Source organism: Mycobacterium sp. ABE4_509, from assembly GCF_056160785.1.
Genome location: NZ_JBSWXU010000014.1, coordinates 34,646 through 56,936, shown reverse-complemented (window position 1 = coordinate 56,936; position 22,291 = coordinate 34,646). Strand labels below are relative to the sequence as shown.

Here is a 22,291-nt window from a genome sequence, read left to right as displayed (position 1 = left end):
ATCGGGTACCCGAGCAAGTGCTTGGTAGGTTAGCCTACAGGGGTGATTGAGGTCCAGGAGTTCAGGGCGCAGGTCCGTGACTGGCTGGCCGACAACCTCGTCGGCGACTACGCCGCGCTGAAGGGTCTCGGCGGTCCCGGCCGCGAGCACGAAGCCTTCGAAGAGCGGCTGGCCTGGAACCGGCATCTGGCCGCCGCCGGCCTGACGTGCCTGGGCTGGCCGGAGGAACACGGCGGGCGCGGGCTGTCGGTCGCCCACCGCGTCGCCTTCTACGAGGAATACGCCAAGGCCAACGCTCCCGACAAGGTCAACCATCTCGGTGAGGAACTGCTCGGCCCGACGCTGATCGCCTACGGCACCCCCGAGCAGCAGCAGCGGTTTCTGCCCAAGATCCTCGACGTCACCGAGCTGTGGTCGCAGGGGTACTCCGAGCCGGGGGCAGGTAGCGATCTGGCCAACGTCTCGACCACCGCCGTCCTCGACGGTGACCAGTGGGTCATCAACGGGCAGAAGGTGTGGACCTCGCTGGCGCACTGGGCGCAATGGTGCTTCGTGGTGGCCCGCACCGAGAAGGGCTCCAAGCGTCATGCCGGGCTGTCCTACCTGCTGGTGCCACTCGATCAGCCCGGGATCGAGATCCGCCCCATCATCCAGCTGACCGGAGACTCCGAGTTCAACGAGGTCTTCTTCGACGACGCGCGTACCGATGCCGGCCTCGTGGTCGGGGAACCGGGTGACGGCTGGCGGGTCGCGATGGGCACGCTGACCTTCGAACGCGGGGTGTCCACGCTCGGACAGCAGATCCGCTACGCCCGGGAACACGCCAACCTCGTCGAGGTCGCCAAGCGCACCGGCGCCGCCGGCGACCCGTTGATCCGTGAGCGGCTCACCCGGTCGTGGGCCGGGTTGCGCGCGATGCGGTCGTACGCGCTGGCGACGATGGACGAAGAAGGGACCAGCCAGGCCGCCGGAAAAGACTCCGTGTCGAAGCTGCTGTGGGCCAACTGGCATCGCGAGTTGGGTGAGATCGCGATGGACGTGCAGGGCATGGCCGGGCTGACACTGCCCGACGGCGAATTCGACGAATGGCAGCGGCTGTATCTGTTCTCGCGGTCGGACACCATCTACGGCGGATCCAACGAGATTCAGCGCAACATCATCGCCGAGCGGGTGCTCGGCCTGCCCAGGGAGGTGAAGGGGTGACCGACCTATCGGTGGCACCGCAAGAGATCGAGGGTCACGGTCTGTTGACCGGCAAGGTGGTGCTGGTGACCGCCGCTGCGGGTACCGGAATCGGGTCCACCACCGCGCGGCGTGCGCTGGCCGAGGGGGCCGACGTCGTCATCTCCGACTATCACGAACGCCGGCTGTTGCAGACCCGCGACGAGCTCGCCTCGCTGGGCCTGGGCAAGGTCGACGCGGTGGTCTGTGACGTGACGTCGACCGAAGCCGTCGATGCATTGATCACCCAAACCGTTTCCACCGCAGGGCGATTGGACGTTCTGGTCAACAACGCGGGCCTGGGTGGGCAGACCCCGGTCGTCGACATGACCGACGACGAGTGGGACCGGGTGCTCAACGTGACGCTGACGTCGGTGATGCGTGCCACCCGGGCAGCGCTGCGTTATTTCCGTGATGCTCCGCACGGCGGCGTCATCGTCAACAACGCCAGCGTGCTCGGCTGGCGAGCCCAGCATTCGCAGTCGCACTACGCGGCAGCCAAAGCCGGCGTCATGGCGCTGACCCGCTGCAGTGCCGTCGAAGCTGTCGACTACGGCGTGCGGATCAACGCCGTGTCGCCGAGCATCGCCAGGCACAAGTTCCTGGAGAAGACCAGTAGCTCGGAGTTGCTGGACCGGCTCGCCGAAGGTGAGGCCTTCGGCCGCGCTGCCGAGCCGTGGGAGATCGCCACCACGATCGCGTTTCTGGCTAGCGACTATTCCAGTTACCTCACCGGTGAGGTGATCTCGGTGTCGAGCCAGCGGGCCTGAGCACCGCTCTGCGGCAGCACCTCCGCTCGCCTCTGGAAACGGATCCGCCCGCAGACGACCGGGCTAGAATCGCCCGGTGACCGGAGAAATCCCGCGGGCGCCGACTCCTCGGGACTCGATGCGATCGACGGCTCACCCGTGACTTCTCCCGAGGGCGGCTCCCTGCAGGGGGTTGCCGTTCGCGGCGGAGTGGCCGTCATCATCGGGCAGGTCCTGCGCACCCTGATCCAGCTGATCGGGCTCATCCTGCTGGCCCGACTGCTGACACCGGCGGACTTCGGGCTGGTGGCCATGGTCACGTCGATCATCGGGGTGACGTCGGTGCTGAGCGACTTCGGGCTGTCGATGGCGATCATGCGGGAGGCGAAACTCGAGCCGTCGGTGCGGGACGCCCTGTTCTACATCAACACGGTCCTGGCGATGACCACGGCAGCCCTGGTGTGGCTCGCGGCACCGTTGATCGCGGATTTCTACACCGAGCCGCGCCTGGAAGAGGTCGCCAGATGGCTGGCCGTGTTCGTGCTCATCTCCGGGCTGGCGCCGCAGTTCCGGGCAGAGCTGGCACGCAAACACAAGTTCAACGCGCTGGCGTCTGTCGACACCATCGCGCAGGGCGTCGCACTGATCGCCGCCTGCATCGCGGCCGTCCGCGGTGCCGGGTATTGGGCGGTGGTGGTTCAGCAGGGGACCGCCGCAGTGGTTCTGGTCCTGTCCTTGGTGATCCTGTCCAAATATGTGCCGCGGTCGCGGCCGAGCCTGCGCGGGGTCAAACAGCACGTGTCGCTGGGGGCGACGTCACTGGGTCTCGACGTCACGAATTACGCGGCCGTCTACGCCGCCCCCGCCGCCATCGGCCAGGCGCTCGGGGCCTCGGCGGTCGGGCTGTACACCAGGGCCTTTCAGCTCGTGGCGTTCCCCCTCGTCCAGTTGGCCGGGCCGCTGACGCGGGTGATCGTCCCGATCCTCGCCCACGTCGAGGACGGCCCGCCGCTGGTCGCGGCTGCGAAACGAGTCCAGCTCGCGATGGCTTACGCGCTGTTGCCGTTCCTGGCCCTCATCATCATCGGCGGCGCCGACCTCGTCGTGGTCATGTTCGGGCAGGACTGGCGTGCATCGGGGCATACCGCGCAGATCCTCGCCGTCGGCGGCGTCTTCCAGATCTTCGGATATGTCAACTACTGGCTGTTCACCCGTAAGGGCAGGCTGGGGCTGCTGTGGTTGATCGAAGCGTCCGCCTGGCTCCCGATCACCGCGATGTACTTCGTCTTCAGTTCCAGGGGCGCGGTCTGGGTGGCGGGGCTCTACGTCGTCAGCCTCGTGGTGAACTGGCTCGTCTCGACCGTTCTGGGCCTGCGCAGGCTCGGGCTCCCGGCAGCGGACTTCCTGCGGCCGTCGCTGGTGCGACTCGTTTTTCTCATCCCGGTGGTGGTGGTCGGGCTCGTCGTCCGCGAGGTCCTGACACGTGTCGGCTGGGACGAGATCTGGCGGCTGCTCACCGCATCCGCGGCGTCGCTGCTGGTGGTTGCCGTCCTGGCGGTCATACCGACGTTCAGACACGAACTGCGCGAATTCATCGGTGTTCTCGCCAAGGTCCGCAAGCGCGCATTGTGACCGGGTGGTCAGGGTACGTAGAGTTCGTTCAATTCCTCGCGGATCCGGTTCCAGGAGAATCGTTCCCGTGCGGTGTCATGCAGCGCGAGACAGTAGTCCCGCAGCTCCGGTGAGCTGAGCGCGGCGAGCGCATCGTACTTAGACCAGAACTCCTCCGGCGAGCAGAACAGCGAGCGATCGCCGTCGGCCGCGTAGTCGGTGACCCCGTCGATGCGGCTCAGAAACGCAGGGAGATAACGGTTGTACGCTTCGAGCAACGCGTTGTTCGCGGTGGCGAACGTGAGTGGCAGCAACAGTGCGAACGACCCCCGAAGTAGTTCGTCGTAGCTGTGGGCATCGAGTCGCGGGTGACACACCACGCCCGGGTGTCGCCCGAAGCGACTGCGTGCCTGCTCGTCCATGCCGACGAGGTCGAACTGCACGTCGCGTGTGCCTCGTTCCTCCACTATCCGCTCGAGCATGTCGAAATCGCGGTAGTTGGTGCCGACGATGACCAGACGCCGCGGGGGACGCATGCGTGCGGAGAACTCGTCGACCGACGGCGCGCCGGCGTCGCCGAATGAGCATCCGTGGGGGACGAATACCACCACCTTGTCGGGAAACGCGCGACTGAACACCTCGCGTTGGTGGCTGCTCAGCACGACGATCACGTCCGCTGCCCGAAGTGAGAGATGTTTGATGCGGTGGTGGTAGCTGCGCGCCGGACCCAACCAGAAGGCCTGGTCGAGATGCACCGTGTAGACGATTCGCTTTCCGAGCAGACGCAGAATCCACGGCGACAGGTACGCGGTGGCCTCCGGGTAGAAGTAGTGCACCGTGTCGTATCGCAGGGCGCGCACGACGGTGATCAGATCCAGCAACAGGAAGTTCAGGTGGCGCGGTCTGGTGGATTCGAGACGGTCGGCGAACGGGAGTCGCGCTCCGCTGACGTAGTGGCTCGGATCGGCGACCACCGAGTCGTAGCCCGAGCCCGGGTTGTGGTGCAGATAGTGAAACCCGGAAAACAGCACGCGCGCCGCGTCGCCCGCGCGTTTCGCTCTCACCACATCGATACCTTGTCGGTGTCCGGGGAAGGAATCACGGCGAGCTTCTCTCCATCGGGTTGTCGTTCTTTCGGGCCAGAAGCAGTGTTGCGAAGATCAGCGCGCTGGTGGGGAACTGCTGGGTGTTGGGCCACAGATCCCAGACGGCCTCGGTCACGGCCAGGGCGAAGAACGCAATGAGATAGCCGAAGCACGCGATCTGTTCAGCGGTGACACGCAATGCCCGAGTCGCCAACACCGCCCCGACCCAGATCGGCAGCAGGGTGGCCACGCCGGCGAGGCCGGATTTCACCAGGGTGTCGATCAGGATGTTGTGACCGGTGCCGCCGCCCGCCCACACGAACAGTTCTGTCCGGTATTGACCTTCGGTCATGAACCAGTCGAAACCCATTCCGACGAGGGAAGACTGCTTCCACAGGTCCAGCGCCTCCGCCCAGATGTAACCGCGTCCGGTGAATGCACCCGGACCCCACCCCAGCAAGGGAAAGACCAGGGCTATCGAGAGCGACAGTCCGGCGAGTGCGGTGCCGGCGGTACGGATCGAAATCACCGACCGAAGGCGGCAGACTGCCCACCACAGAACGACCAGTCCGGCGGCGACGAGCGCCGTTCGGGTGGCCGATGCGACGATCGTGGCCAACAGGATCGCCCCGCAGATCACCCGCCACCGTCTCGTGGGTATCAGCGGCACCAACGCGAAGGCGATGGCACAGTACATCCCGAGTGCGTTGGCCCGGCCGAACGGCCCGGCCAGCTCCCAGCCGGCGACCAGGGCCTTGCGCGAGACCATGTTGTACATCATGTACTCGGGGACTATCAGCCCACCGATGATGGAATACACCCCGACGCAAGACATCACGATCGGGATCCATTTCAGCTCGGCCACCCGCGCACCGGTGTTCCAGATCGCGACGAGGACGACATTGGCCAGCACGATCTTGATGAGATCCGCGGGTCCGGGCTTCAGCGGACCGACGACGTACGGCAGGTTCAACGCGAGCAGGAACACGAACAACCACGTGATGTCCCGGTTCGGGTGTCCGCGCATGACAACGATCGCAGAACCCACGGCGAGCAGCGCCGCCGATCCCGCCCATCTGGCAAGACCGGCTATCGGAGTCTCCGCGGAGACCAGTGCGTCCTCGATCGCCACATCGGGTGTGTGGGTGACGAGCAGATAGTTGATGCCCTCGGGGAGGATGATGAGACCGAGCGCGGTGAGGAGCAGCACGACGTAGGCCCGGTTGTCCGCTGTGAACCACGCCGAAATCGGGGCGACTCTGCGAGCGGGTGCGGCCAGGAACGTAACGGACGCGGCAGGCCGGCGCGGTGCGGGGTCGGCGGCCCTGGCTGCGGATCGCGGGGACGAGGTTGTGAACGTCGGCCGGGTCCGGTTCGGGACGGTCTCGCTGCTCTCCATGGATCGGCCGTCTGGTCAGTTCCCGTGCGGTGCGAAGTGCTGAACAGTCAACTGCGGCCCTTCACTCCTGCGTGCCCGTACGTTGAACCAAAATATCCCAGGTCGCGGGTCGCGGCCAAGAAGGCTGACCGCGCCCCGGCTTACCTAGCAAGCGCTTGGTTGCTATGCTTGCGCGGTGGACAAGGCGCCTCCCAGCCGCCGCGACGAGCTACTGCAGCTCGCTGCGACGATGTTCGCCGAGCGTGGCCTGCGGGCCACCACCGTGCGCGACATCGCCGATTCGGCCGGGATCCTGTCCGGAAGCCTCTATCACCACTTCAAGTCCAAGGAACAGATGGTCGAAGAGGTCCTGCGCGATTTCCTGGACTGGCTGTTCACCCGCTACGACGAAATCGTGGCGGGCACCACGGACCCACTGGAGCAGGTGAGGGGTCTGTTCATGGTCTCCTTCGAGGCCATCGAGCATCGGCACGCGCAGGTCGTCATCTACCAGGACGAGGCCAAGCGGCTCAACCCGCTCCCGCAGTTCGGCTTCCTGAACGAACGCAATCGCGAACAGCGCAGGATGTGGGTGGAGGTCCTCAAGCGGGGGGTGGCCGAGGGCAGCTTCCGGCCCGACCTCGACGTCGACCTCGTCTACCGTTTCATCCGCGACACCACCTGGGTTTCGGTCCGCTGGTATCAGCCCGGCGGGCCGCTCACGGCCGAACAGGTCGGAAACCAATACCTGGCCATCGTGCTCGGTGGCATCACAACAGAAGGAGACCGCTAATGGGCGACGCGTATGTCATCGATGCTGTGCGCACCGCTGTGGGCAAGCGCAACGGCTCGCTGGCCGGGGTGCACCCCGTCGATCTCGGGGCGGCAGGCTGGCGCGGGCTGTTCGAGCGCGTCGACGTCGACCCGGGCGCGGTGGACGATGTCATCGCCGGATGTGTCGACGCGATCGGCCCGCAGGCCGGCAACATCGCGCGGCTGTCCTGGCTGGCGGCGGGATTCCCCGAGGAGGTTCCCGGGGTCACCGTGGACCGGCAGTGCGGCTCGAGTCAGCAGGCTGTGTCGTTCGGTGCGCAGGCCATCATGTCCGGCACCGCGGACCTCATCGTGGCCGGCGGGATGCAGAACATGAGCCAGATCCCGATCAGCTCGGCCATGACCGTCGCCGAGCAGTTCGGATTCACTTCCCCGACCAACGAGTCGAAGAGCTGGCTGCACCGCTACGGCGATCAGGAGATCTCCCAATTCCGCGGCGCCGAGCTGATCGCCGAGAAGTGGGACATCTCGCGCGAAGAGATGGAGCAGTTCGCCCTGGCCAGCCACCAGCGCGCGCAGGCCGCGATCCGCGCCGGATACTTCGAGAACGAGATCATCCCGGTCGACGGCTTCGTCACCGACGAAGGTCCGCGGGACACCTCGCTGGAGAAGATGGCCGGGCTCAAGACGCTGGTCGACGGCGGCCGGCTGACCGCCGCGATGGCCAGCCAGATCTCCGACGGTGCCAGTGCGGTGCTGCTGGCCTCGGAGCAGGCGGTCAAGGACCACGGCCTCACCCCGCGGGCCCGCATCCACCACATCAGTGCCCGCGGCGCCGATCCGGTGTTCATGCTCACCGGCCCGATCCCGGCGACCCGCTACGCGCTGGACAAGACCGGGCTGTCGATCGAGGACATCGACACCGTCGAGATCAATGAGGCTTTCGCCCCCGTGGTGCAGGCCTGGCTCAAGGAGACCAAGGCCGACCCGGAGAAGGTGAACCCCAGCGGTGGTGCGATCGCCCTCGGGCATCCGCTGGGCGCCACCGGCGCAAAGCTGTTCGCCACCATGCTCAACAACCTCGAGCGCGTCGGTGGACGGTACGGTCTGCAGACGATGTGCGAGGGCGGCGGAACCGCCAACGTCACCATCATCGAAAGGCTCTGAGCTCCAACCTCAGTGGTCGTGCAGGATGACGCCGCGGATGTTGCGGCCGTCCCGCATGTCCTGGTATCCCTCGTTGACCTCGGCCAGTTTGTACTCGTGGGTGACCGTCTCGTCGAGCAGCAGCTTGCCCTCGCGGTACAGCGACAACAGCCGCGGGATGTCGGCGCGCGGGTTGGCCTCGCCGTAGAGGCTGCCCAGCAGCCGCTTCTGGAACAGCGTGAACATCATCAAGCCCAGCGTGGGTGAGTTGTCGGCCATGGTGGACAGCGCGGTCATCACCACCGCACCGCCCTTGCGGATGATGTTGGCGGCGTCCTCGAGCATCGCGCCCTCCAACAGGCCGACGGTCAAGATGGCGGAGTCGGCCATCACGCCGCGGGTCAGGTCGGCCACCAGCGCCGTGGCCTCCTCCAGCGAGGTGACGAAATGCGTGGCTCCGAGCGCAATCGCCTTCTCGCGCTTGCTCTCCACCGGCTCGACGACAACGATCTTCTCCGCGCCGGCCAGCCTGGCACCCTGCACGGCACCGCTGCCGATTCCGCCGAACCCGATGACCACGACGGTGTCACCCGGCTGAACATCGGCGGTGTTGACCGCCGAACCCCACCCCGTCGTGACACCGCACCCGAGCAGGCACGCCCGCGACAGCGGGATGTCGTCGTCGATCTTGACGATCGATGCCTCCGGCACCGTGCCGTATTGCGAGAACGTACCGACCAGCGCCATCACACCGATGTCCTGGCCGCGAGCACGCCGGCGATACGAGCCGTCCAGCTGCGTTCCGGCCATGATCATCGCGCCCAGGTCGCAGAGGTTCTGATGGCCGGTGGAGCAGAACCGGCACCGGCCGCAGGCCGGCAGGAACGACGCGACGACGTGGTCGCCGGGCGCCAGACCGACGACACCGGCACCGACTTCCCGAACGATCCCCGCGCCCTCGTGCCCCCCGATCAAGGGCAGCGGGGCGGGCAGGTCGCCGCTGCGGATGTGCTCGTCGGAGTGGCACAGCCCGGTGGCCTCCCAGGACACCAGGACCTCGCCGTCACCGGGCGGGTCCAGGTCGATCTCCTCGACGGTCCAGTCCCCGCCGTACTCCCACAGGATCGCTGCGTTGGTCTTCATGGTTCGCCAGTCTAAGAAGACCTCGGTCGGCCAGGGGTCGGTTTGACGGACTAGACGATCTAGACGATGTAGCCGGACGCCTTGCGCAGCTGCTCGACGGCCTCGGCGACGATCGAGGGGACCAACTCGGCGCAGGACGGCAGATCGTCGAGGATGCCGGCGACCTGACCGGAGGCCAGCACACCGGCATCGGTGTTGCCTTCCACCAGACCGGCTTTGAGCAACATCGGGGTGTTGGCGGCCATGATCACCTGCGACCAGGTCAGGTCCTTGCCGTGGCGCATCTCCATCCCGTCGCTGATCATCGAGCGCCAGGACATCTTCGACATCTTCTTGAACTTCTGGGCGTTGCCGACCGCGGCCGACAGGCCCCGCAGCGGTGAACCGCTCTCCAGCTTCTCGACCAGCCCGGTGCGCAGTACCCGGTGCGGCATGCCGTCGACCTTGGTGGACACCACGGTGCCGTCCAGCGCGGCCTGCAGATAGCGCTGTTTGACCGTGTCGGGAACGGTGGAGTCCGAGGTCAGCAGGAAGCGGGTGCCCATGGCGACTCCGGCCGCCCCGTAGGTCAACGCCGCGGCCAGCCCGCGGCCGTCGAAGAAGCCGCCCGCCGCGATCACCGGCATGCCGGTGTCGGCGACCGCGTCGAGCACCGAGGGCAGCAACAGGGTGGTCGCGATCGGCCCGGTGTGGCCACCACCCTCGCCGCCCTGGACGATCACGGCGTCGGCGCCCCAGCCGGCGACCTTCTTGGCGTGCTTGGCCAGACCCACCGACGGGATGACCACGACGCCGGCGTCTTTGAGCTCGGCGATCAGGTCGGGCTTGGGGGCCAGAGCGAAGGAGGCGACTTTGACTCCTTCGCGGATCAGGAGGGAGACGCGCTCCTTGGCGTCGCCGGCGTCGGCGCGGATGTTGATCCCGAACGGCTTGTCGGTGGCCGCCTTGACCTTGGCCACGGCCGTCTCGAGTTCATCGAGGGTCATCGTGGCCGACGCGAGGATGCCCAGGCCGCCGGCGTTAGACGTCGCGGCCACCAGGCGCGCACCGGCCACCCAGCCCATCCCGGTCTGCACCACCGGGTGTTCGATGCCGACCAGTTCGGTCAGCGGGGTCTTCAGACGGGAGGTCATGCCGTACCTACTTCACCTCTTTGTCGCGCAGCGACTTCGGGTCGATGACCTCGCGCAGCAGCTTCTGCTCGTCTTCGGTGGGAAGCCGGGTGGTGTCGGCTCCCTCCAGACCGTGGACCTCGAAGGACGTGTTCTCGGCGACCTGTTCGGGCGCCACGCCGGGATGCAGGGACACCGCGCGCATCTGATGGTCGGGTCCGTTGAAGTCGAACACGCCGAGGTTCGTCACGACCCGGTAGACGTTGACGAACCGGAAGGCGGGATTGTCCGGATCGACCTTGTCCCAGCCGATCCCGGACACCACATCGACCGAGTCGCCGAACACCCGCTTGGAGTGGTTGCCCACCCAGTAGCTCGTTGCGTGGTTGATGCTGTTGCCCGGCGCGCCGCGCACACCGAACATCTGGCGTTTCGGGTGCTGCAGCGGCCCGAAGGCCGACAGGTTCTGATTCCCGTAACGGTCGATCTGGTTGGCGCCCATCACGACGTGGCGGCGGCCCCAGGCCAGGGTCTCGAAGACCCGGCCGAAGGGCATCCAGCCCTCGATGGCCGCGGGGGCGCCGATCGCCGGGGTGTCGGCGATCAGGCGTGCCTCCCCGTCGGTCAGCAGGATGTCGGGGGAGAACGTCAGCCTGGCCAGCCGGGCCCCGATGGACACGATCGTGGTCATCGGGCTGACCATGATCTCGCCTGCGTCACGGAACAGTTCGGCGCAGGCGACGGCGCACACCTCTGGGCGGGTCACGGCGATCACTTCGAGGCCTCCCTCTGCTGCTCGGCGAATGCGCGCACCGCGAACTGGTAGTCGGCCTCACTGCCGGACAGGTAGGTCGCCACGAACTGTTCCCAGGTCTCGTCGGAGCCGGCCGCCTCGGCGTAGTGCCGCTGGAACTTCTCGTCGCGGCGGTAGTCGGGCTCGGCGGTGGTGAAGTGGGCACCGTTGGGGGCCTCGACCACCGTGTCGACCATCATCCGGTTGATCAGCAACGCCTGCGGCGGAACGGATTTGATCAGTTCCTCGGTGCTCACCACCTTCTCCACCGACAGGTGGCGGCGGGCCGCCGCCATCAGGAACAGATCGTCGAAGTACGGATCGATGCCGGTGTAGGCGGCGTTGCCCGCCGAGTCGCCGGCGTTCATGTGCACGAAGGCGGCGTCGAGGTTCAGCGCCGGCATCGCGATCAGCTCCTCGTAGCCGCCACCGGTCGGGTAGGGCGAGCGCACGGTCTTGAGTTCCTCGCCCCAGAAGGCCCGCACGTCGCTGCCGAGACCGGCGCGGATCGGCAGGAACGGCAGCCGCTGGGCGGCGGCCTGCAGCCCGCAGCGCAGCATGCCCTCATCCATCTCCCGTGCCTCGATCGAACCCGTGGTGCGGGCTCGCGCGAACCAGGGGTCGTAGAACGGCGGCGAATCCAGCGAGACGAAGCCGTAGTAGACGCGCTTGACCTTGCCGGCAGAACACAGCAGCCCGACATCGGGACCGCCGTAGGTGACCACGGTGAGGTCGGTGACGTCGGTGCGCAGCAGGGCGCGCACGAAGGCCATCGGCTTGCGCCGCGAACCCCAGCCGCCGATGCCGACGGTCATCCCGCTTTCGATCGACGAGACGGCCTCGTCGAGCGTGGTGCGCTTGTCTGTCATGGCTTCCCCTTGGCGGTTCCGGCGAACGCGTCCCGGTGTTCGTCGGACACCCCGGCGAGGTTCAGTTCGAACGTGAAGCCCTGCTCCATGCGGTAGCTCGAGTTGACCTTCTGCACGTCGATGAAGTTCAGCGCTTCCTTGGCGGCGCGGATCACCCGGGTGTCCTTGGTGGCGATGTCGCGGGCAACCCGCAACGCGGCCTCGTCGAGTTCGGCGCGCGGCACCACCTCGTGCACCGACCCGTAGTGGTGCAGGGTGTCGGCGTCGACGGTGGCGGCGGTGAAGAACAGCCGGCGCATCATATGTTGGGGCACAAGGCGTGACAGATGCGTGGCCGCGCCCAGTGCGCCGCGTTCGACCTCGGGCAGGCCGAAGGTGGCGTCGTCGGAGGCCACGATCACATCGGCGTTGCCCACCAGGCCGATGCCGCCGCCGACGCAGAAGCCGTTGACCGCCGCAACGACCGGCACCGCGCATTCGTAGACCGCACGGAAGGCTTCGAAGCAGCCGCGGTTGGCGTCGATCAGCGCGGTGAAGCCCTCGGTCTTCTGCATCTCCTTGATGTCGACGCCGGCGTTGAATCCGCGTCCCTCGGCGCGCAGCACGACCACATGGGTGCTCATGTCGCGGCCGGCCGCGGTGATCGTGTCGGCCAGTTCGAACCACCCGCGCGAGGGGATCGCGTTGACGGGCGGGTAGTCGACGGTGACCGAGACGATGCCCGGTTCCACGGTCGCTGTGGAAATCGTCATGCGCACTCCTGGGCTGACTACGGGGCGGCTACCTAAGCAAGCATTTGCTTGGTACGCTAGCACAGTGACTGACACCGCCGACAGGCACGTGCCCGCCGCGATAAGCCTCGGTCTCGCCGGCCGCGTCGTGCTCGTCACGGGCGGCGTACGCGGCGTCGGGGCCGGTATCAGCAAGGTCTTCGCCGACCAGGGAGCCACCGTGGTGACCTGCGCGCGCCGCCCGGTCGAGGGGTCGCCCTACGAGTTCCGCGCCTGCGACATCCGCGACGACGCCGCCGTCAAGGGGCTCGTCGACGGTGTCGTCGCCGACCATGGCCGGCTCGACGTCGTCGTCAACAACGCAGGCGGCTCGCCGCATGTGCCGGCGGCCGAGGCGTCGGCGAATTTCAGCCGAAAGATCATCGAGCTCAACCTGCTCGGGGCGCTGTCGGTGTCCACCCACGTCAACGCGGTGATGCAGGCCCAACCCGCCGGCGGCTCCATCGTCAACATCAGCAGCGTCAGCGGCACCCGTCCAACCCCGGGGACCGTCGCGTACGGCGCGGCGAAGGCCGGCATGGACAACATGACAGCCACCCTGGCCGTCGAGTGGGCCCCGAAGGTGCGGGTGAACGCGGTCGTGGTCGGCATGGTCGAGACCGAACAGGCCGAACTGTTCTACGGTGACGCCGAATCCATCGCCGCGATCTCGGCCAACGTGCCGCTGGGGCGGCTGGCCAAACCCGGGGACATCGGTTGGGCGGCAGCATTTCTGGCCTCCGATGCCGCTTCCTACATCAGCGGGGCCTCGCTCGAGGTCCATGGTGGCGGAGAACCGCCGCACTACCTGTCGACCACGACAGCCGACATCAAGTAAGGAGACGACAGCAATGGGACTGCTCGACGGCCGCGTGGTCATCGTGACGGGTGCAGGCGGCGGAATCGGCAGGGCGCACGCCCTGGCCTTCGCCGACGAAGGCGCCCGGGTGGTGGTCAACGACATCGGAGTCGGCCTCGACGGCTCGCCCGCCGGCGGCGGTAGCGCTGCCCAGAGCGTGGTCGACGAAATCGTCGCCGCCGGAGGCGAAGCCGTCACCAGCGGCGCCAACGTCGCCGACTGGGCGCAGGCCGAGGGGCTGATCCAGACGGCCGTCGACGCCTTCGACGGGCTGGACGTGCTGGTCAACAACGCCGGGATCGTGCGCGACCGGATGCTCGCCAACACCAGTGAAGAGGAGTTCGACGCCGTCACCGCGGTGCACCTAAAGGGGCACTTCGCCACGATGAAGCACGCTGGCGCGTACTGGCGCGCACAGTCCAAGGCCGGCAACACGGTCGACGCCCGGATCATCAACACCAGCTCCGGCGCCGGGCTGCAGGGCAGTGTCGGGCAGGCGAACTACAGCGCATCCAAGGCGGGTATCGCGGCGTTGACCTTGGTCGCCGCCGCCGAGATGGGCCGCTACGGGGTCAGCGTCAACGCGATCGCGCCGTCGGCGCGCACCCGGATGACCGAGACGGTGTTCGCCGACATGATGTCCACCCAGGACGCCGACTTCGATGCGATGGCACCGGAGAACGTCTCACCGTTGGTGGTGTGGCTCGGCAGCCCCGAGTCCCGCGAGGTGACGGGCAGGGTGTTCGAGGTCGAGGGCGGCAAGATCCGGGTCGCCGAGGGCTGGGCACACGGCCCGCAGATCGACAAGGGCGCCAAGTGGGATCCGGCCGACCTCGGCCCGGTGGTGGCTGATCTGCTGGCCAAGGCGCGGCCGGCGGTGCCTGTCTACGGAGCCTGAGGGGGCCTCACTTCTTGAGCCGGCGGCTGCCGCCATGCCAGTCCTCCTGTTTGCCGACCTCGTCGACATCGACACCCAGGCCGGCCAGCTGAGGCAGTTCACGCAGCGAGCGCTTCAATTCGGCGAAACCGGGAAACGACGCCAGCGCGATCACGTGATCCCACAGCGCCACCGCATCGTCGGGGGCAGGCAGGCGGCTGATCACCGGCCCGAAGAACGCGGTGCCGCCCGGCGGCTGGAAGTGCAGGATCGGGGTGCCGACGTCACGTCCGGTCAGCGCTAGCGCCTCATCGGTCTCGGCGCGGATCTCCCGGTCGAGGTCGGTGTCGTCGAGAGCGTCGGCCAGGCCGGTGGGCAGCCCGGCCGCACCCAGCAGTGGCTCGATCAGTTCCCGGGTGCCCTGCGCAGCCGCCTCGAGTGGATCGGCGCTGCGTGCCGTGTCGAAGATGCGGGCGCCGACCGCCTCGTAGAGCCCTCCGACGGCACCGCGCCCGTGTTCGGCGCGCACCCGCGCCAGCACCCGCAGCAGGCGTAGTCCGGCGGTGTGCCCGGCTTCGTACTCCGGCGGAAAGTGCGCGTCGTAGTCGATGTGCGCGTTGAGAATTCGCAACGAGATGAATCGCCAGTCCACCCGGTAGTCCCGCCGGGTGGCCACCAGCCGGACCCACTTGCTGGTCATCCAGGCGAACGGGCAGACAGGGTCGAAGTAGAAGTGCAGGTCATACGTTGCGCCAGGCGACGTGGACGGGGACTGCGTCATGACCCCGATGGTAGGCCGACCGGGGTGATGGCGGTGTTCGCTGAGTTCGGCGACTGACCGGCTCGCGGAGACCGGCACCGGTAACATCACCGAGAGTTCCGGCTGATCCGACGTTAGGCAGGTCCAGTGGCGCTCAAGCTCGCGTTCCTGACCGAGCTCTACACACCCAGCGTCGGCGGGCAGGAAGTGTTCTTCCAGGAGCTGGCCGAGGCGATGGTGCGCCGCGGACATCACGTCGACGTGTTCTGCATCGGGCACGTGGGTGGGCTTGCCGCGCACGAGCGGATCAACGGCGTCACAGTGCACCGCAACCCCAACGGCGGCGACTACCTGAACCCGGCCATTGCGGCGCTGCGGCGGAACTGGTTCGACATCGTGCGCTACAGCGCCGGGGTGCGGCGACTGGCGGCCAAGACCCACTACGACTTCTTCCTGCTCAACGAGTGGCCGTTGATGCACGTGACCGCGCTGCCCAAGGCGGTTCGGGCGCGCAGCGGCATCCACTGGTGCGAGGTACGCGACGACCGGTTGTTCCGGCTCCTCCAGCCCAGGCTGCCCAAGCTGGTCGGCTCGAACTTCGCGGTGAGCGAGGCGGTGGCGACGGCCATCACCGCCCAGTCCGGGCGGCCGTGCACGGTGCTGCCCAGCGGCATCGTGACCGAGCGGTACCGGTGCAGTGCTCGCAGCGAGCGCTCCGGGGTGCTCTACGTCGGCCGGCTGGCCCCGCACAAGAACCTGTCGCTGCTCATCGACTCCTTCGAGATCGCCGTCGGCCGTGGGTTGCCCGGGGATCTGGTGATCGCCGGCGACGGCCCGTCGCGCGGTGAGATCGAGGAGTATGCGCGTCGCTGCGCGGTGTCCGACCGGGTGCAGGTGGTCGGGTCGGTGGACGAGGCGGAGAAGATCCGCCTGCTCTCCCGCGCGGCCGTACTCGGAATGCCCAGCCGCCGGGAGGGATTCCCGCGCGTCATCGCCGAGGCCATGGCCAGCGGTCTGCCCGTGGTGACCGCCGACTTCCCGGAGAACGGCGCCAAGGATGTGGTGACCCAGTACCGCGCCGGTGTGGTCTGCGGTACCGGGCCCGCCGAGTTCGCCGACGCGCTGCTGGCAGTCGAATCGGACTGGGATGTGTTCTCCCAGGCGGGATTGGCCGGAGCGGGTTTCCTGGACTGGTCGCGGATCGCCGACACCCTGGAGGGCTGCGTGCGAGCGGTGGCAGGCAGATGACAACGGATCGGACCGGGGAAGCGGGGGACTGCACATGCGCATCATGGTGACCGGTGGAGCGGGGTTCGTCGGCAGGGAGCTGGTGCGCGCGCTGCGGGAAGAAGCCGACGTGCTCGTGGCCGACCTGTTGCGGTACGGCACCCCGGACTGGCTGGCCGGCGAACCCGACGGGTTCGCCTTCGAGCGCGTTGACCTGCGTGACCCGGCGGCGACCCGGGCCCTGACCGACGACTTCGGCCCGGACGTCGTCGTGCACCTGGCGGCCATCCACTACATCCCGGAATGTGACGGCGATCCGGCCAATGCCGTGGCCACCAACGTCGCCGGCACGGTCAACGTGCTGGCCGCGTGTAAACCCGGCACCCGGTTCGTGTTCGCCAGCAGCGGCGCGGTCTACCGGCCGGACGAGGCCCCCCATCGCGAATCGGAGTCCGTGGTCGAGCCGGTCGACATCTACGGCATCACCAAGGCCCACGGCGAGGACTACGTGCGGATGTTCGCTTCCAGCCGCGGGCTGTCCGGCGTCATCGTGCGATTGTTCAACGTCATCGGTCCGGGCGAGACCAACCCGCATCTGCTGCCGGCGATCGTCGTGCAGCTCCGCGGGAATCCCGAGGCGATCGAGCTGGGCAACACCTGGCCCAAGCGCGACTACATCGACGTGCAGGACGCGGCCGGAGGCTTCGCCGCGGCCGCGATCGGCAGCGCACCGCCGCCCGGCGAGTGCGAGGTCGTCAACCTCGGCAGCGGCCGGCAGTACTCGGTGATGGAGATCGTGGACCGGATGCGTTCGGTCCTCGGCCTCGATTTCGAGGTGCGTCAGGACGCCAGCCGGATGCGGGCGGTGGACCGCCCCTACCTGGGTGCCGACATCTCCCAGATCCGGGACGTCTTCGGTTGGACTCCGCAGCACGGACTGGACGAGACGCTGCGGCGCATGTGGGACAGCCCGGAATTCCTGCCCGCATTGGAAGGCCGGCTGCGCTGAGTCGGGCCGTCAGTGCACGTTCGCCGGTAGAAGGGGGCAGGTAGGTGAGCACACAGATCGATCTGCTGTTCGACGCGCGCCACATCCGGCAGAGCGGCATCGGCACCTACATCGGCTTGTTGCTGCCCCACCTGGAGAGCACTTTCGCCGACCGTGGACTGTCTCTGGCGGTGCTGGCCGCCGAGCACGCGGTTCCGCCGCTGCGGGACAGCACGACGGTGATCACCGAGCCCGACGCAGCTCCGATGTATTCGATGGCCGAGCAGCGGCTGTGGGATCGCGCGCTGCGAACGGTGACCCCCCGAGCGCTGTGGGTGCCGCACTACCCGTTTCCGCTCGCGACGCTGCGGCCGCGAAACCGCCGGGTCGAGGTGTTCGCAACCGTGCACGACACCATGCACCTGAGGCCGTACGACATCAGCGGGCAGAACCGGGCCCGGCGCACCTACGCCCGGCTGATGATGACCCTCGATGCACGCCGCTGCCGCATCGTGTTCACGCCCTCGATCGCGACGGCGGACTCCCTGGCGCGGCTACGACCGTCCGCCACGGTGATGGTGACACCGCTCCCGGTGGATGAGGCGTGGTTCCGGCCGGCCGACCCGGCGCTGTGCCCGGTGTCCGGGCGCTACATCCTCTACGTCGGAAACACCAAGTGGCACAAGAACCTGCCGCTGCTGTTGGAGGCGTTCTCCGAGGTCGCCGACGACATCACCCAGACCCTGGTGATCGCCGGCAGCGGGGAGTCGCTGCGCGGTGGCGATGAGCGGGTGGCGGCCCTGGCAGAACAGCAGGGCGACCGGGTCCAGGTGATGGGCCGACTCGACTTCGACGTGCTGCGCGCGCTGGTGGCCGGAGCCGATCTGCTGGTCATGCCGTCCCTGCACGAAGGTGCCGGCCTGCCACCGATCGAGGCGATGGCGGCGCACACCGCGGTGTTGGCTTCCGACATCCCCGCGCTGCGGGAGACCTGCGGCGGCGGGGCTGACTATTTCGACCCTCGCGATCAGCACGCGCTGGCGGACCTGCTGCGCACGTACTGCCGTGACGAGGTGGCCGCCGCCCGGCTGGCCGCGCGCGGCTGGGCGCATGTCACCGCCCGTCAGGCCGGCATCTTCTTCGACACCGCAGCCGAGGCGGTTGCCGCCGAGCTGTCCGGACGCCGGCGCTAGGCGCGGTGTCCCGGCGTGCTCGACGGCTCGTCGTCGGGTCCGGCAGGTCGGGCGGCACGCCGCCGGCGTGCCCACAGGGCCGCCGCGACCGTGCCGATGACGGCGATCACCGCCACGGCGACCCCGCCGAGGATCCACGGATTCGGTAACTGGGACGGCGATTGGGCTCCCTCGCCGGCATCGGACGCCTCGGCGGTGTCGGCGCCGGCCCGGATCTCGACGTTCGTCGGGGTGCCGGCGACCCCGGCGGCGAGCACGTCCCCGAACAACTGCGCCCAGCCACCGTCAGCCTGCTCGAGGTAGCCGAACAGTGGGTCCACCAGCGTCCACGCCCCAGTCGTCGTGACGAGCACGACGGAACGGTTGCGGGCTTGGTCGGCGAAGGCCTGGATCGACCCGATCCCGTCCTGGATGTTCGCGCGGAGCTCGGTGGGCAGCCGGAAATCCACGACGGTGTCGTCCCCGCTCACCGGCGGGGTCAGGGCGGTCTGCTGGATCGCCTCCGACCGGGCCACGATCAGCGCACCGGAGGTGGACTCGGCGGCGGATTCGAGGTCGACGACTTGGGGAGTCAGCTGGGTGGTCGTCTGTTCGGCGACGGAGGCGACGACAGCGGCGGCGTAGCCGAGTTGGTTCGGGCTGCTGCCGTCGAGCGCGACCATGTACGTGGGGCTGAACTCGGAGGGGAACGCGGCGAAACCGCCCCGCGGGGGGCCGCCCTGGTGGACGGTCATCGTCGATCGAGGATCGAGTTGGAAGGTCAGCGGCGCGATCAGTGGCCCACAGATCTGGCGCGGGGTGTAGGTGAGGACGAATTCGAGGGCCATCCATTGGCCCAACTCCTGCCGGTCCACGGTGAACGTCGCATCCAGGCGGCCGCTGTCGTCGAGCAGTGACCGGTAGACGACGGCACCGTTGGACCGGATGACGACGGTGGCCGCGTCACCGTCGGCCACCGGGGTGTAGTCGGCGAGCAGATGCACCTCGACGGAGTCGACCCGGCCGGAACCCAGCGCAGACACGGGCGCCGCGACCGACAGGCGGTTCGTCCGAAGGACGTCGAGTTGACCGCTTATGCCCATCTGGTCGAAGGTGACCGTGTCGCCGGCCGGGGTGGCGGGCGCGCCGGCCTGGTCGACCCGGACGAAGGGCGCCTGTGCCATCGACTGCAGCTCGTTGACCAGAAGCGACACCTGCGTGGTGAGTTCCTCACCGCTGCCGGAGACCCGGAGGTAGGTTCCCGGGGTGCCGGGGTTCTCCAGCTCGAGACCGGCGTCACCGCTCTCGACGACGATCGCGCGGCTGCGCTGGCCGACCGGCGGGGGAGCTGCGCCTCGCGGCTGGTTGACGACGGTGATGGGCAGGGCCTGGGCCTGGTACAGCCGCGCCAGAGTCGAGACCAGGGTCAATACCGACTGCTGTTCGGCGGCGTCGGCGTCGAACGGTGCATAGACGCTCACCCGGTCGAGTACCTGCGGGAAGAACTCGGCGATGGTGGTCACCGGGGCTTCGATCCCGGTGTAAACCGTGGACAGGTCGCTCAGGGTGATCAGCTGCAGCGGGCCGCAGACGCGGTCGATGGGTTCAGTCGGCTGGACGGTGAAGGACAGGTCCATCACCCCTGCGCGCACCTGCGCAGTCGATATGTCCACGTCGAAGGGGGCCACCGCGGTCGCTGCCCCCGGAGGCGGCAGTTCGACCGCTGCGAGCAACCTGCCGGTGCTGTCATTGATGGACAGATAGCCGGGCGCGGTGTTCGTCGCCCGCCGGATGATGCCCTGTAGCCGCGTCGCGGACATCCCCGCGGGCACCGGCACGCTGTAGGTCTGCGGGGTGTAGTCACCGAGACTGATGTACGGGTCGAGGACCACGTTGTCGGTCAAGCCGAGCGCGGGCCAGCTCAGCGGGAACGAACCGTCGTCGCCGGGGGCGGTGACGGTGTCCTCGTCACCGGGCTGCGCCTGTCCGACACCCGCACCGGCGAACATCGCCGGAAGGATCAGCAACCATGCCGCGGCCAGTATCCGCAGCGTGTTGCGCAGTTGCCCGCGTGCGACGGCTCGTTGAGCCCGAAGTCGCTGCGGAACCGCTAGCAGGACTGAACTGACCGGGTGCACGCTGTTCTACCTTCGGGTGTTCGAGCTCCAAATACGTCAGGGTCTAGGACTATACCGGCGGCATACGCGGGCGACGTTCGATCACCGGCAGCGCCGTGTCGGCGCGACGGCGCGGAGTCCGGTGACACTGCCCGCCTGTCCTATGACGCCGTGATCACGGCATAACATGAGGTCACCGGATTGTGGCGCGGCGGGGGGCCGGACAGCATTCTGGGATAGCGTGACGACCACAGCACGGCCATGGTGGTGCGCAGGTGGCAACGACGAGGGAGCATCGGCGATGAAGGGTCGCACTTGACAGTCCAGGATTTCGTACGGATTCTGCGCACCCGGTGGCTCGTTGTTTGCGTGACATTCGCCGTGGCCGTTCTCGGCGCACTCGGCTATTCGCTGCTCGGCACACCGCTGTACCAGGCTTCGACGCTGCTGTTCGTGTCGACGAGTTCGGAGGGCGACAACACCGAGGCCAACGACGGTGACCTCTTCGCGCAGCGTCGCGTCCTGTCCTACATCGAGCTGTTGATGAGCGAGGTCGTCGCGCAGCGCACCGTCGACAGCCTCGGCCTCGACATGTCCGCGTCCGACCTGCAGTCGCGGGTCGAGGCGAGCGCGCCGACGGACACCGTTCTCATCTACGTCACGGTGACCGACCCGTCGCCCGAGCAGGCGCGCGACATCGCCAACACGCTGTCCGACGAATTCGCCGTCATGGCCGCGGGGCTGGAGACCCCGCGGTTCGGTGTGGAACCCAACGCGCGGGTGATGGTCGAGCAGCGCGCCGAGACCCCGGACGCTTCGATCACGCCCAAGACGTCTCGGAACCTGGCGATCGCCGGAATGCTCGGTCTCGTCCTCGGCATCGTCATCGCACTCGTTCGCGACCGGCTGGACGGAGCGATCCGCCGCGCGGCCACTGTCGAGTCGGTCACCGGTGTCGGGGTGATCGCCGACATCCCATTCGACGAGCGCCGCCGGAAGGACCCGCTGATCTCCTTCGGCAGCGATCACTCACCGATCGCCGACGCCTTTCGCGATCTGCGGGTCAACCTGCAGTTCCTCGAGGTCACCGACGGGCCCCGGGTGATCGTGGTGGCCAGTTCGATGGCCGGCGAGGGCCGAACGACGACTGCGGTCAACCTCGCACAGGCGTTGGCCCAGTCCGACTACAACGTCGCCGTCGTCGACGCCGATCTCCGGCGCCCGCGGGTCGCCTCGTATCTCGGCGTGCCGGCCGAGCCGGGTCTGACCACCGTGCTCACCGGTGCGGCGACCCTTCAGGAGTCGCTCCAGGAAACGCGCCTGGCCGGGGTGAGTGTGCTCACCTCCGGGGCGGTGTTGCCCAGCCCCACCGAACTACTCGGATCCCCGGCCACCAAGGACGTGCTGAGTACCTTGGGCAGCCAATTCGACTATGTCATCGTCGATTCCCCGTCACTGCGGACCATCGATGCCGCCATCGTGGCCCGCAGCGCACAGGGAGTGCTCGTCCTCGCGCGCCTGCACAGGACGAAACGCAAGAGGCTGGCAGCCGCGGTGGATGTCCTCGGTCGGGCCGGGACGACCGTGATCGGCGTCGTCCTGACGATGACCCACCACAAGGACGCAGCCGACGACTGACC

The 22,291-nt window shown here is 67.9% G+C and carries 20 protein-coding genes; 11 read left to right on the top strand and 9 right to left on the bottom strand.

The genetic code is table 11. From position 1 onward, the window contains the following. The first annotated feature begins 42 nt into the window (after nucleotides 1-42). The 3 genes from ipdE1 to ACXAID_RS05410 all read left to right on the top strand — a co-directional run bounded on the left by ipdE1 (nucleotide 43) and on the right by ACXAID_RS05410 (nucleotide 3,602). Entirely contained in the window at nucleotides 43-1,203 is a 1,161-nt protein-coding gene (gene ipdE1, locus ACXAID_RS05420; RefSeq protein ID WP_475021160.1) for an acyl-CoA dehydrogenase IpdE1, read from the top strand. Then, nucleotides 1,200-1,991: a (5R,7aS)-5-hydroxy-7a-methyl-1-oxo-2,3,5,6,7,7a-hexahydro-1H-indene-carboxyl-CoA reductase gene (ipdF, locus tag ACXAID_RS05415; protein WP_475021159.1), complete on the top strand. Its 792-nt coding sequence runs from the start codon at nucleotides 1,200-1,202 to the stop codon at nucleotides 1,989-1,991. The genes ipdE1 and ipdF overlap by 4 nt, the downstream gene beginning before the upstream one ends. 138 nt (nucleotides 1,992-2,129) lie before the next feature. Beyond that, nucleotides 2,130-3,602, top strand: a complete 1,473-nt coding sequence (locus ACXAID_RS05410; protein WP_475021158.1) for a lipopolysaccharide biosynthesis protein — start codon at nucleotides 2,130-2,132, stop codon at nucleotides 3,600-3,602. A gap of 8 nt (nucleotides 3,603-3,610) precedes the next feature. Here the strand turns inward: ACXAID_RS05410 and ACXAID_RS05405 are convergent, their stop codons facing one another. After that, nucleotides 3,611-4,648 (bottom strand): glycosyltransferase family 4 protein, encoded by a 1,038-nt coding sequence (locus ACXAID_RS05405; protein ID WP_475021157.1) that lies wholly within the window; start codon nucleotides 4,646-4,648, stop codon nucleotides 3,611-3,613. Between the two features lie 31 nt (nucleotides 4,649-4,679). After that, nucleotides 4,680-6,065 carry an O-antigen ligase family protein gene (locus ACXAID_RS05400; RefSeq protein ID WP_475021156.1) on the bottom strand — a complete coding sequence of 462 codons (1,386 nt, stop codon included), beginning with the start codon at nucleotides 6,063-6,065 and terminating at the stop codon, nucleotides 4,680-4,682. 175 nt (nucleotides 6,066-6,240) lie between these two features. On the opposite strand from ACXAID_RS05400, the gene kstR2 reads away from it, so the two are divergent. Both kstR2 and fadA6 read left to right on the top strand, forming a co-directional pair. Next, nucleotides 6,241-6,837 (top strand): TetR family transcriptional regulator KstR2, encoded by a 597-nt coding sequence (gene kstR2, locus ACXAID_RS05395; protein WP_475021155.1) that lies wholly within the window; start codon nucleotides 6,241-6,243, stop codon nucleotides 6,835-6,837. After that, nucleotides 6,837-7,985, top strand: a complete 1,149-nt coding sequence (gene fadA6, locus ACXAID_RS05390) for a steroid 3-ketoacyl-CoA thiolase FadA6 (RefSeq protein WP_475021154.1) — start codon at nucleotides 6,837-6,839, stop codon at nucleotides 7,983-7,985. Before kstR2 ends, fadA6 begins: the two co-directional genes overlap by 1 nt. A gap of 9 nt (nucleotides 7,986-7,994) precedes the next feature. Here the strand turns inward: fadA6 and ACXAID_RS05385 are convergent, their stop codons facing one another. Genes ACXAID_RS05385 through echA20 form a run of 5 tightly spaced genes read right to left on the bottom strand, consistent with a single transcriptional unit; the run spans nucleotide 7,995 to nucleotide 12,633 of the window. After that, nucleotides 7,995-9,107: an NDMA-dependent alcohol dehydrogenase gene (locus tag ACXAID_RS05385; protein ID WP_475021153.1), complete on the bottom strand. Its 1,113-nt coding sequence runs from the start codon at nucleotides 9,105-9,107 to the stop codon at nucleotides 7,995-7,997. Between the two features lie 59 nt (nucleotides 9,108-9,166). Further along, the gene (gene ipdC / locus ACXAID_RS05380; protein WP_475021152.1) at nucleotides 9,167-10,240 is read right to left on the bottom strand and encodes a (3aS,4S,5R,7aS)-5-hydroxy-7a-methyl-1-oxo-octahydro-1H-indene-4-carboxyl-CoA dehydrogenase; all 1,074 of its coding nucleotides are present in this window, start codon (nucleotides 10,238-10,240) and stop codon (nucleotides 9,167-9,169) included. Nucleotides 10,241-10,247: 7 nt separating this feature from the next. Next, nucleotides 10,248-10,994 (bottom strand): cholesterol ring-cleaving hydrolase subunit IpdB, encoded by a 747-nt coding sequence (gene ipdB / locus ACXAID_RS05375; protein WP_475021151.1) that lies wholly within the window; start codon nucleotides 10,992-10,994, stop codon nucleotides 10,248-10,250. Further along, entirely contained in the window at nucleotides 10,991-11,881 is an 891-nt protein-coding gene (gene ipdA, locus ACXAID_RS05370; protein WP_475021150.1) for a cholesterol ring-cleaving hydrolase subunit IpdA, read from the bottom strand. The genes ipdB and ipdA overlap by 4 nt, the downstream gene beginning before the upstream one ends. Further along, complete coding sequence (echA20, locus tag ACXAID_RS05365; RefSeq protein WP_475021149.1) at nucleotides 11,878-12,633, bottom strand: (7aS)-7a-methyl-1,5-dioxo-2,3,5,6,7,7a-hexahydro-1H-indene-carboxyl-CoA hydrolase; 756 nt, start codon at nucleotides 12,631-12,633, stop codon at nucleotides 11,878-11,880. The genes ipdA and echA20 overlap by 4 nt, the downstream gene beginning before the upstream one ends. A gap of 88 nt (nucleotides 12,634-12,721) precedes the next feature. On the opposite strand from echA20, the gene ACXAID_RS05360 reads away from it, so the two are divergent. Next, nucleotides 12,722-13,489 (top strand): SDR family oxidoreductase, encoded by a 768-nt coding sequence (locus tag ACXAID_RS05360; protein ID WP_475021170.1) that lies wholly within the window; start codon nucleotides 12,722-12,724, stop codon nucleotides 13,487-13,489. Nucleotides 13,490-13,502: 13 nt separating this feature from the next. Continuing rightward, nucleotides 13,503-14,408: an SDR family oxidoreductase gene (locus tag ACXAID_RS05355; protein WP_475021148.1), complete on the top strand. Its 906-nt coding sequence runs from the start codon at nucleotides 13,503-13,505 to the stop codon at nucleotides 14,406-14,408. A gap of 7 nt (nucleotides 14,409-14,415) precedes the next feature. Here the strand turns inward: ACXAID_RS05355 and ACXAID_RS05350 are convergent, their stop codons facing one another. After that, nucleotides 14,416-15,168: a DsbA family protein gene (locus ACXAID_RS05350; protein ID WP_475021147.1), complete on the bottom strand. Its 753-nt coding sequence runs from the start codon at nucleotides 15,166-15,168 to the stop codon at nucleotides 14,416-14,418. A gap of 126 nt (nucleotides 15,169-15,294) precedes the next feature. Here ACXAID_RS05350 and ACXAID_RS05345 point away from each other — a divergent pair, with 126 nt between their 5' ends. Genes ACXAID_RS05345 through ACXAID_RS05335 form a run of 3 tightly spaced genes read left to right on the top strand, consistent with a single transcriptional unit; the run spans nucleotide 15,295 to nucleotide 18,555 of the window. After that, the gene (locus ACXAID_RS05345; RefSeq protein WP_475021146.1) at nucleotides 15,295-16,395 is read left to right on the top strand and encodes a glycosyltransferase family 4 protein; all 1,101 of its coding nucleotides are present in this window, start codon (nucleotides 15,295-15,297) and stop codon (nucleotides 16,393-16,395) included. 34 nt (nucleotides 16,396-16,429) lie between these two features. Continuing rightward, entirely contained in the window at nucleotides 16,430-17,383 is a 954-nt protein-coding gene (locus tag ACXAID_RS05340; RefSeq protein ID WP_475021145.1) for an NAD-dependent epimerase/dehydratase family protein, read from the top strand. A gap of 44 nt (nucleotides 17,384-17,427) precedes the next feature. Continuing rightward, complete coding sequence (locus ACXAID_RS05335; protein WP_475021144.1) at nucleotides 17,428-18,555, top strand: glycosyltransferase family 4 protein; 1,128 nt, start codon at nucleotides 17,428-17,430, stop codon at nucleotides 18,553-18,555. Here ACXAID_RS05335 and ACXAID_RS05330 read toward each other — a convergent pair. After that, nucleotides 18,552-20,672 carry a hypothetical protein gene (locus ACXAID_RS05330; RefSeq protein WP_475021143.1) on the bottom strand — a complete coding sequence of 707 codons (2,121 nt, stop codon included), beginning with the start codon at nucleotides 20,670-20,672 and terminating at the stop codon, nucleotides 18,552-18,554. The two genes, ACXAID_RS05335 and ACXAID_RS05330, sit on opposite strands and share 4 nt — an antisense overlap. 240 nt (nucleotides 20,673-20,912) lie before the next feature. On the opposite strand from ACXAID_RS05330, the gene ACXAID_RS05325 reads away from it, so the two are divergent. Further along, a complete protein-coding gene (locus ACXAID_RS05325; RefSeq protein ID WP_475021142.1) occupies nucleotides 20,913-22,289 on the top strand; it encodes a tyrosine-protein kinase domain-containing protein in 1,377 nt (458 codons plus the stop codon). Nucleotides 22,290-22,291 lie beyond the last annotated feature (2 nt).

What these genes read in the sequence shown, in the direction of transcription:
- ACXAID_RS05400 (WP_475021156.1), bottom strand. Translation starts at nt 6,065, where the DNA reads ATGGAGAGCAGCGAGACCGTCCCGAACCGGACCCGGCCGACGTTCACA.
- fadA6 (WP_475021154.1), top strand. Translation starts at nt 6,837, where the DNA reads ATGGGCGACGCGTATGTCATCGATGCTGTGCGCACCGCTGTGGGCAAG.
- ACXAID_RS05385 (WP_475021153.1), bottom strand. Translation starts at nt 9,107, where the DNA reads ATGAAGACCAACGCAGCGATCCTGTGGGAGTACGGCGGGGACTGGACC.
- ipdC (WP_475021152.1), bottom strand. Translation starts at nt 10,240, where the DNA reads ATGACCTCCCGTCTGAAGACCCCGCTGACCGAACTGGTCGGCATCGAA.
- ipdA (WP_475021150.1), bottom strand. Translation starts at nt 11,881, where the DNA reads ATGACAGACAAGCGCACCACGCTCGACGAGGCCGTCTCGTCGATCGAA.
- echA20 (WP_475021149.1), bottom strand. Translation starts at nt 12,633, where the DNA reads ATGACGATTTCCACAGCGACCGTGGAACCGGGCATCGTCTCGGTCACC.
- ACXAID_RS05355 (WP_475021148.1), top strand. Translation starts at nt 13,503, where the DNA reads ATGGGACTGCTCGACGGCCGCGTGGTCATCGTGACGGGTGCAGGCGGC.
- ACXAID_RS05350 (WP_475021147.1), bottom strand. Translation starts at nt 15,168, where the DNA reads ATGACGCAGTCCCCGTCCACGTCGCCTGGCGCAACGTATGACCTGCAC.
- ACXAID_RS05340 (WP_475021145.1), top strand. Translation starts at nt 16,430, where the DNA reads ATGCGCATCATGGTGACCGGTGGAGCGGGGTTCGTCGGCAGGGAGCTG.
- ACXAID_RS05325 (WP_475021142.1), top strand. Translation starts at nt 20,913, where the DNA reads ATGGTGGTGCGCAGGTGGCAACGACGAGGGAGCATCGGCGATGAAGGG.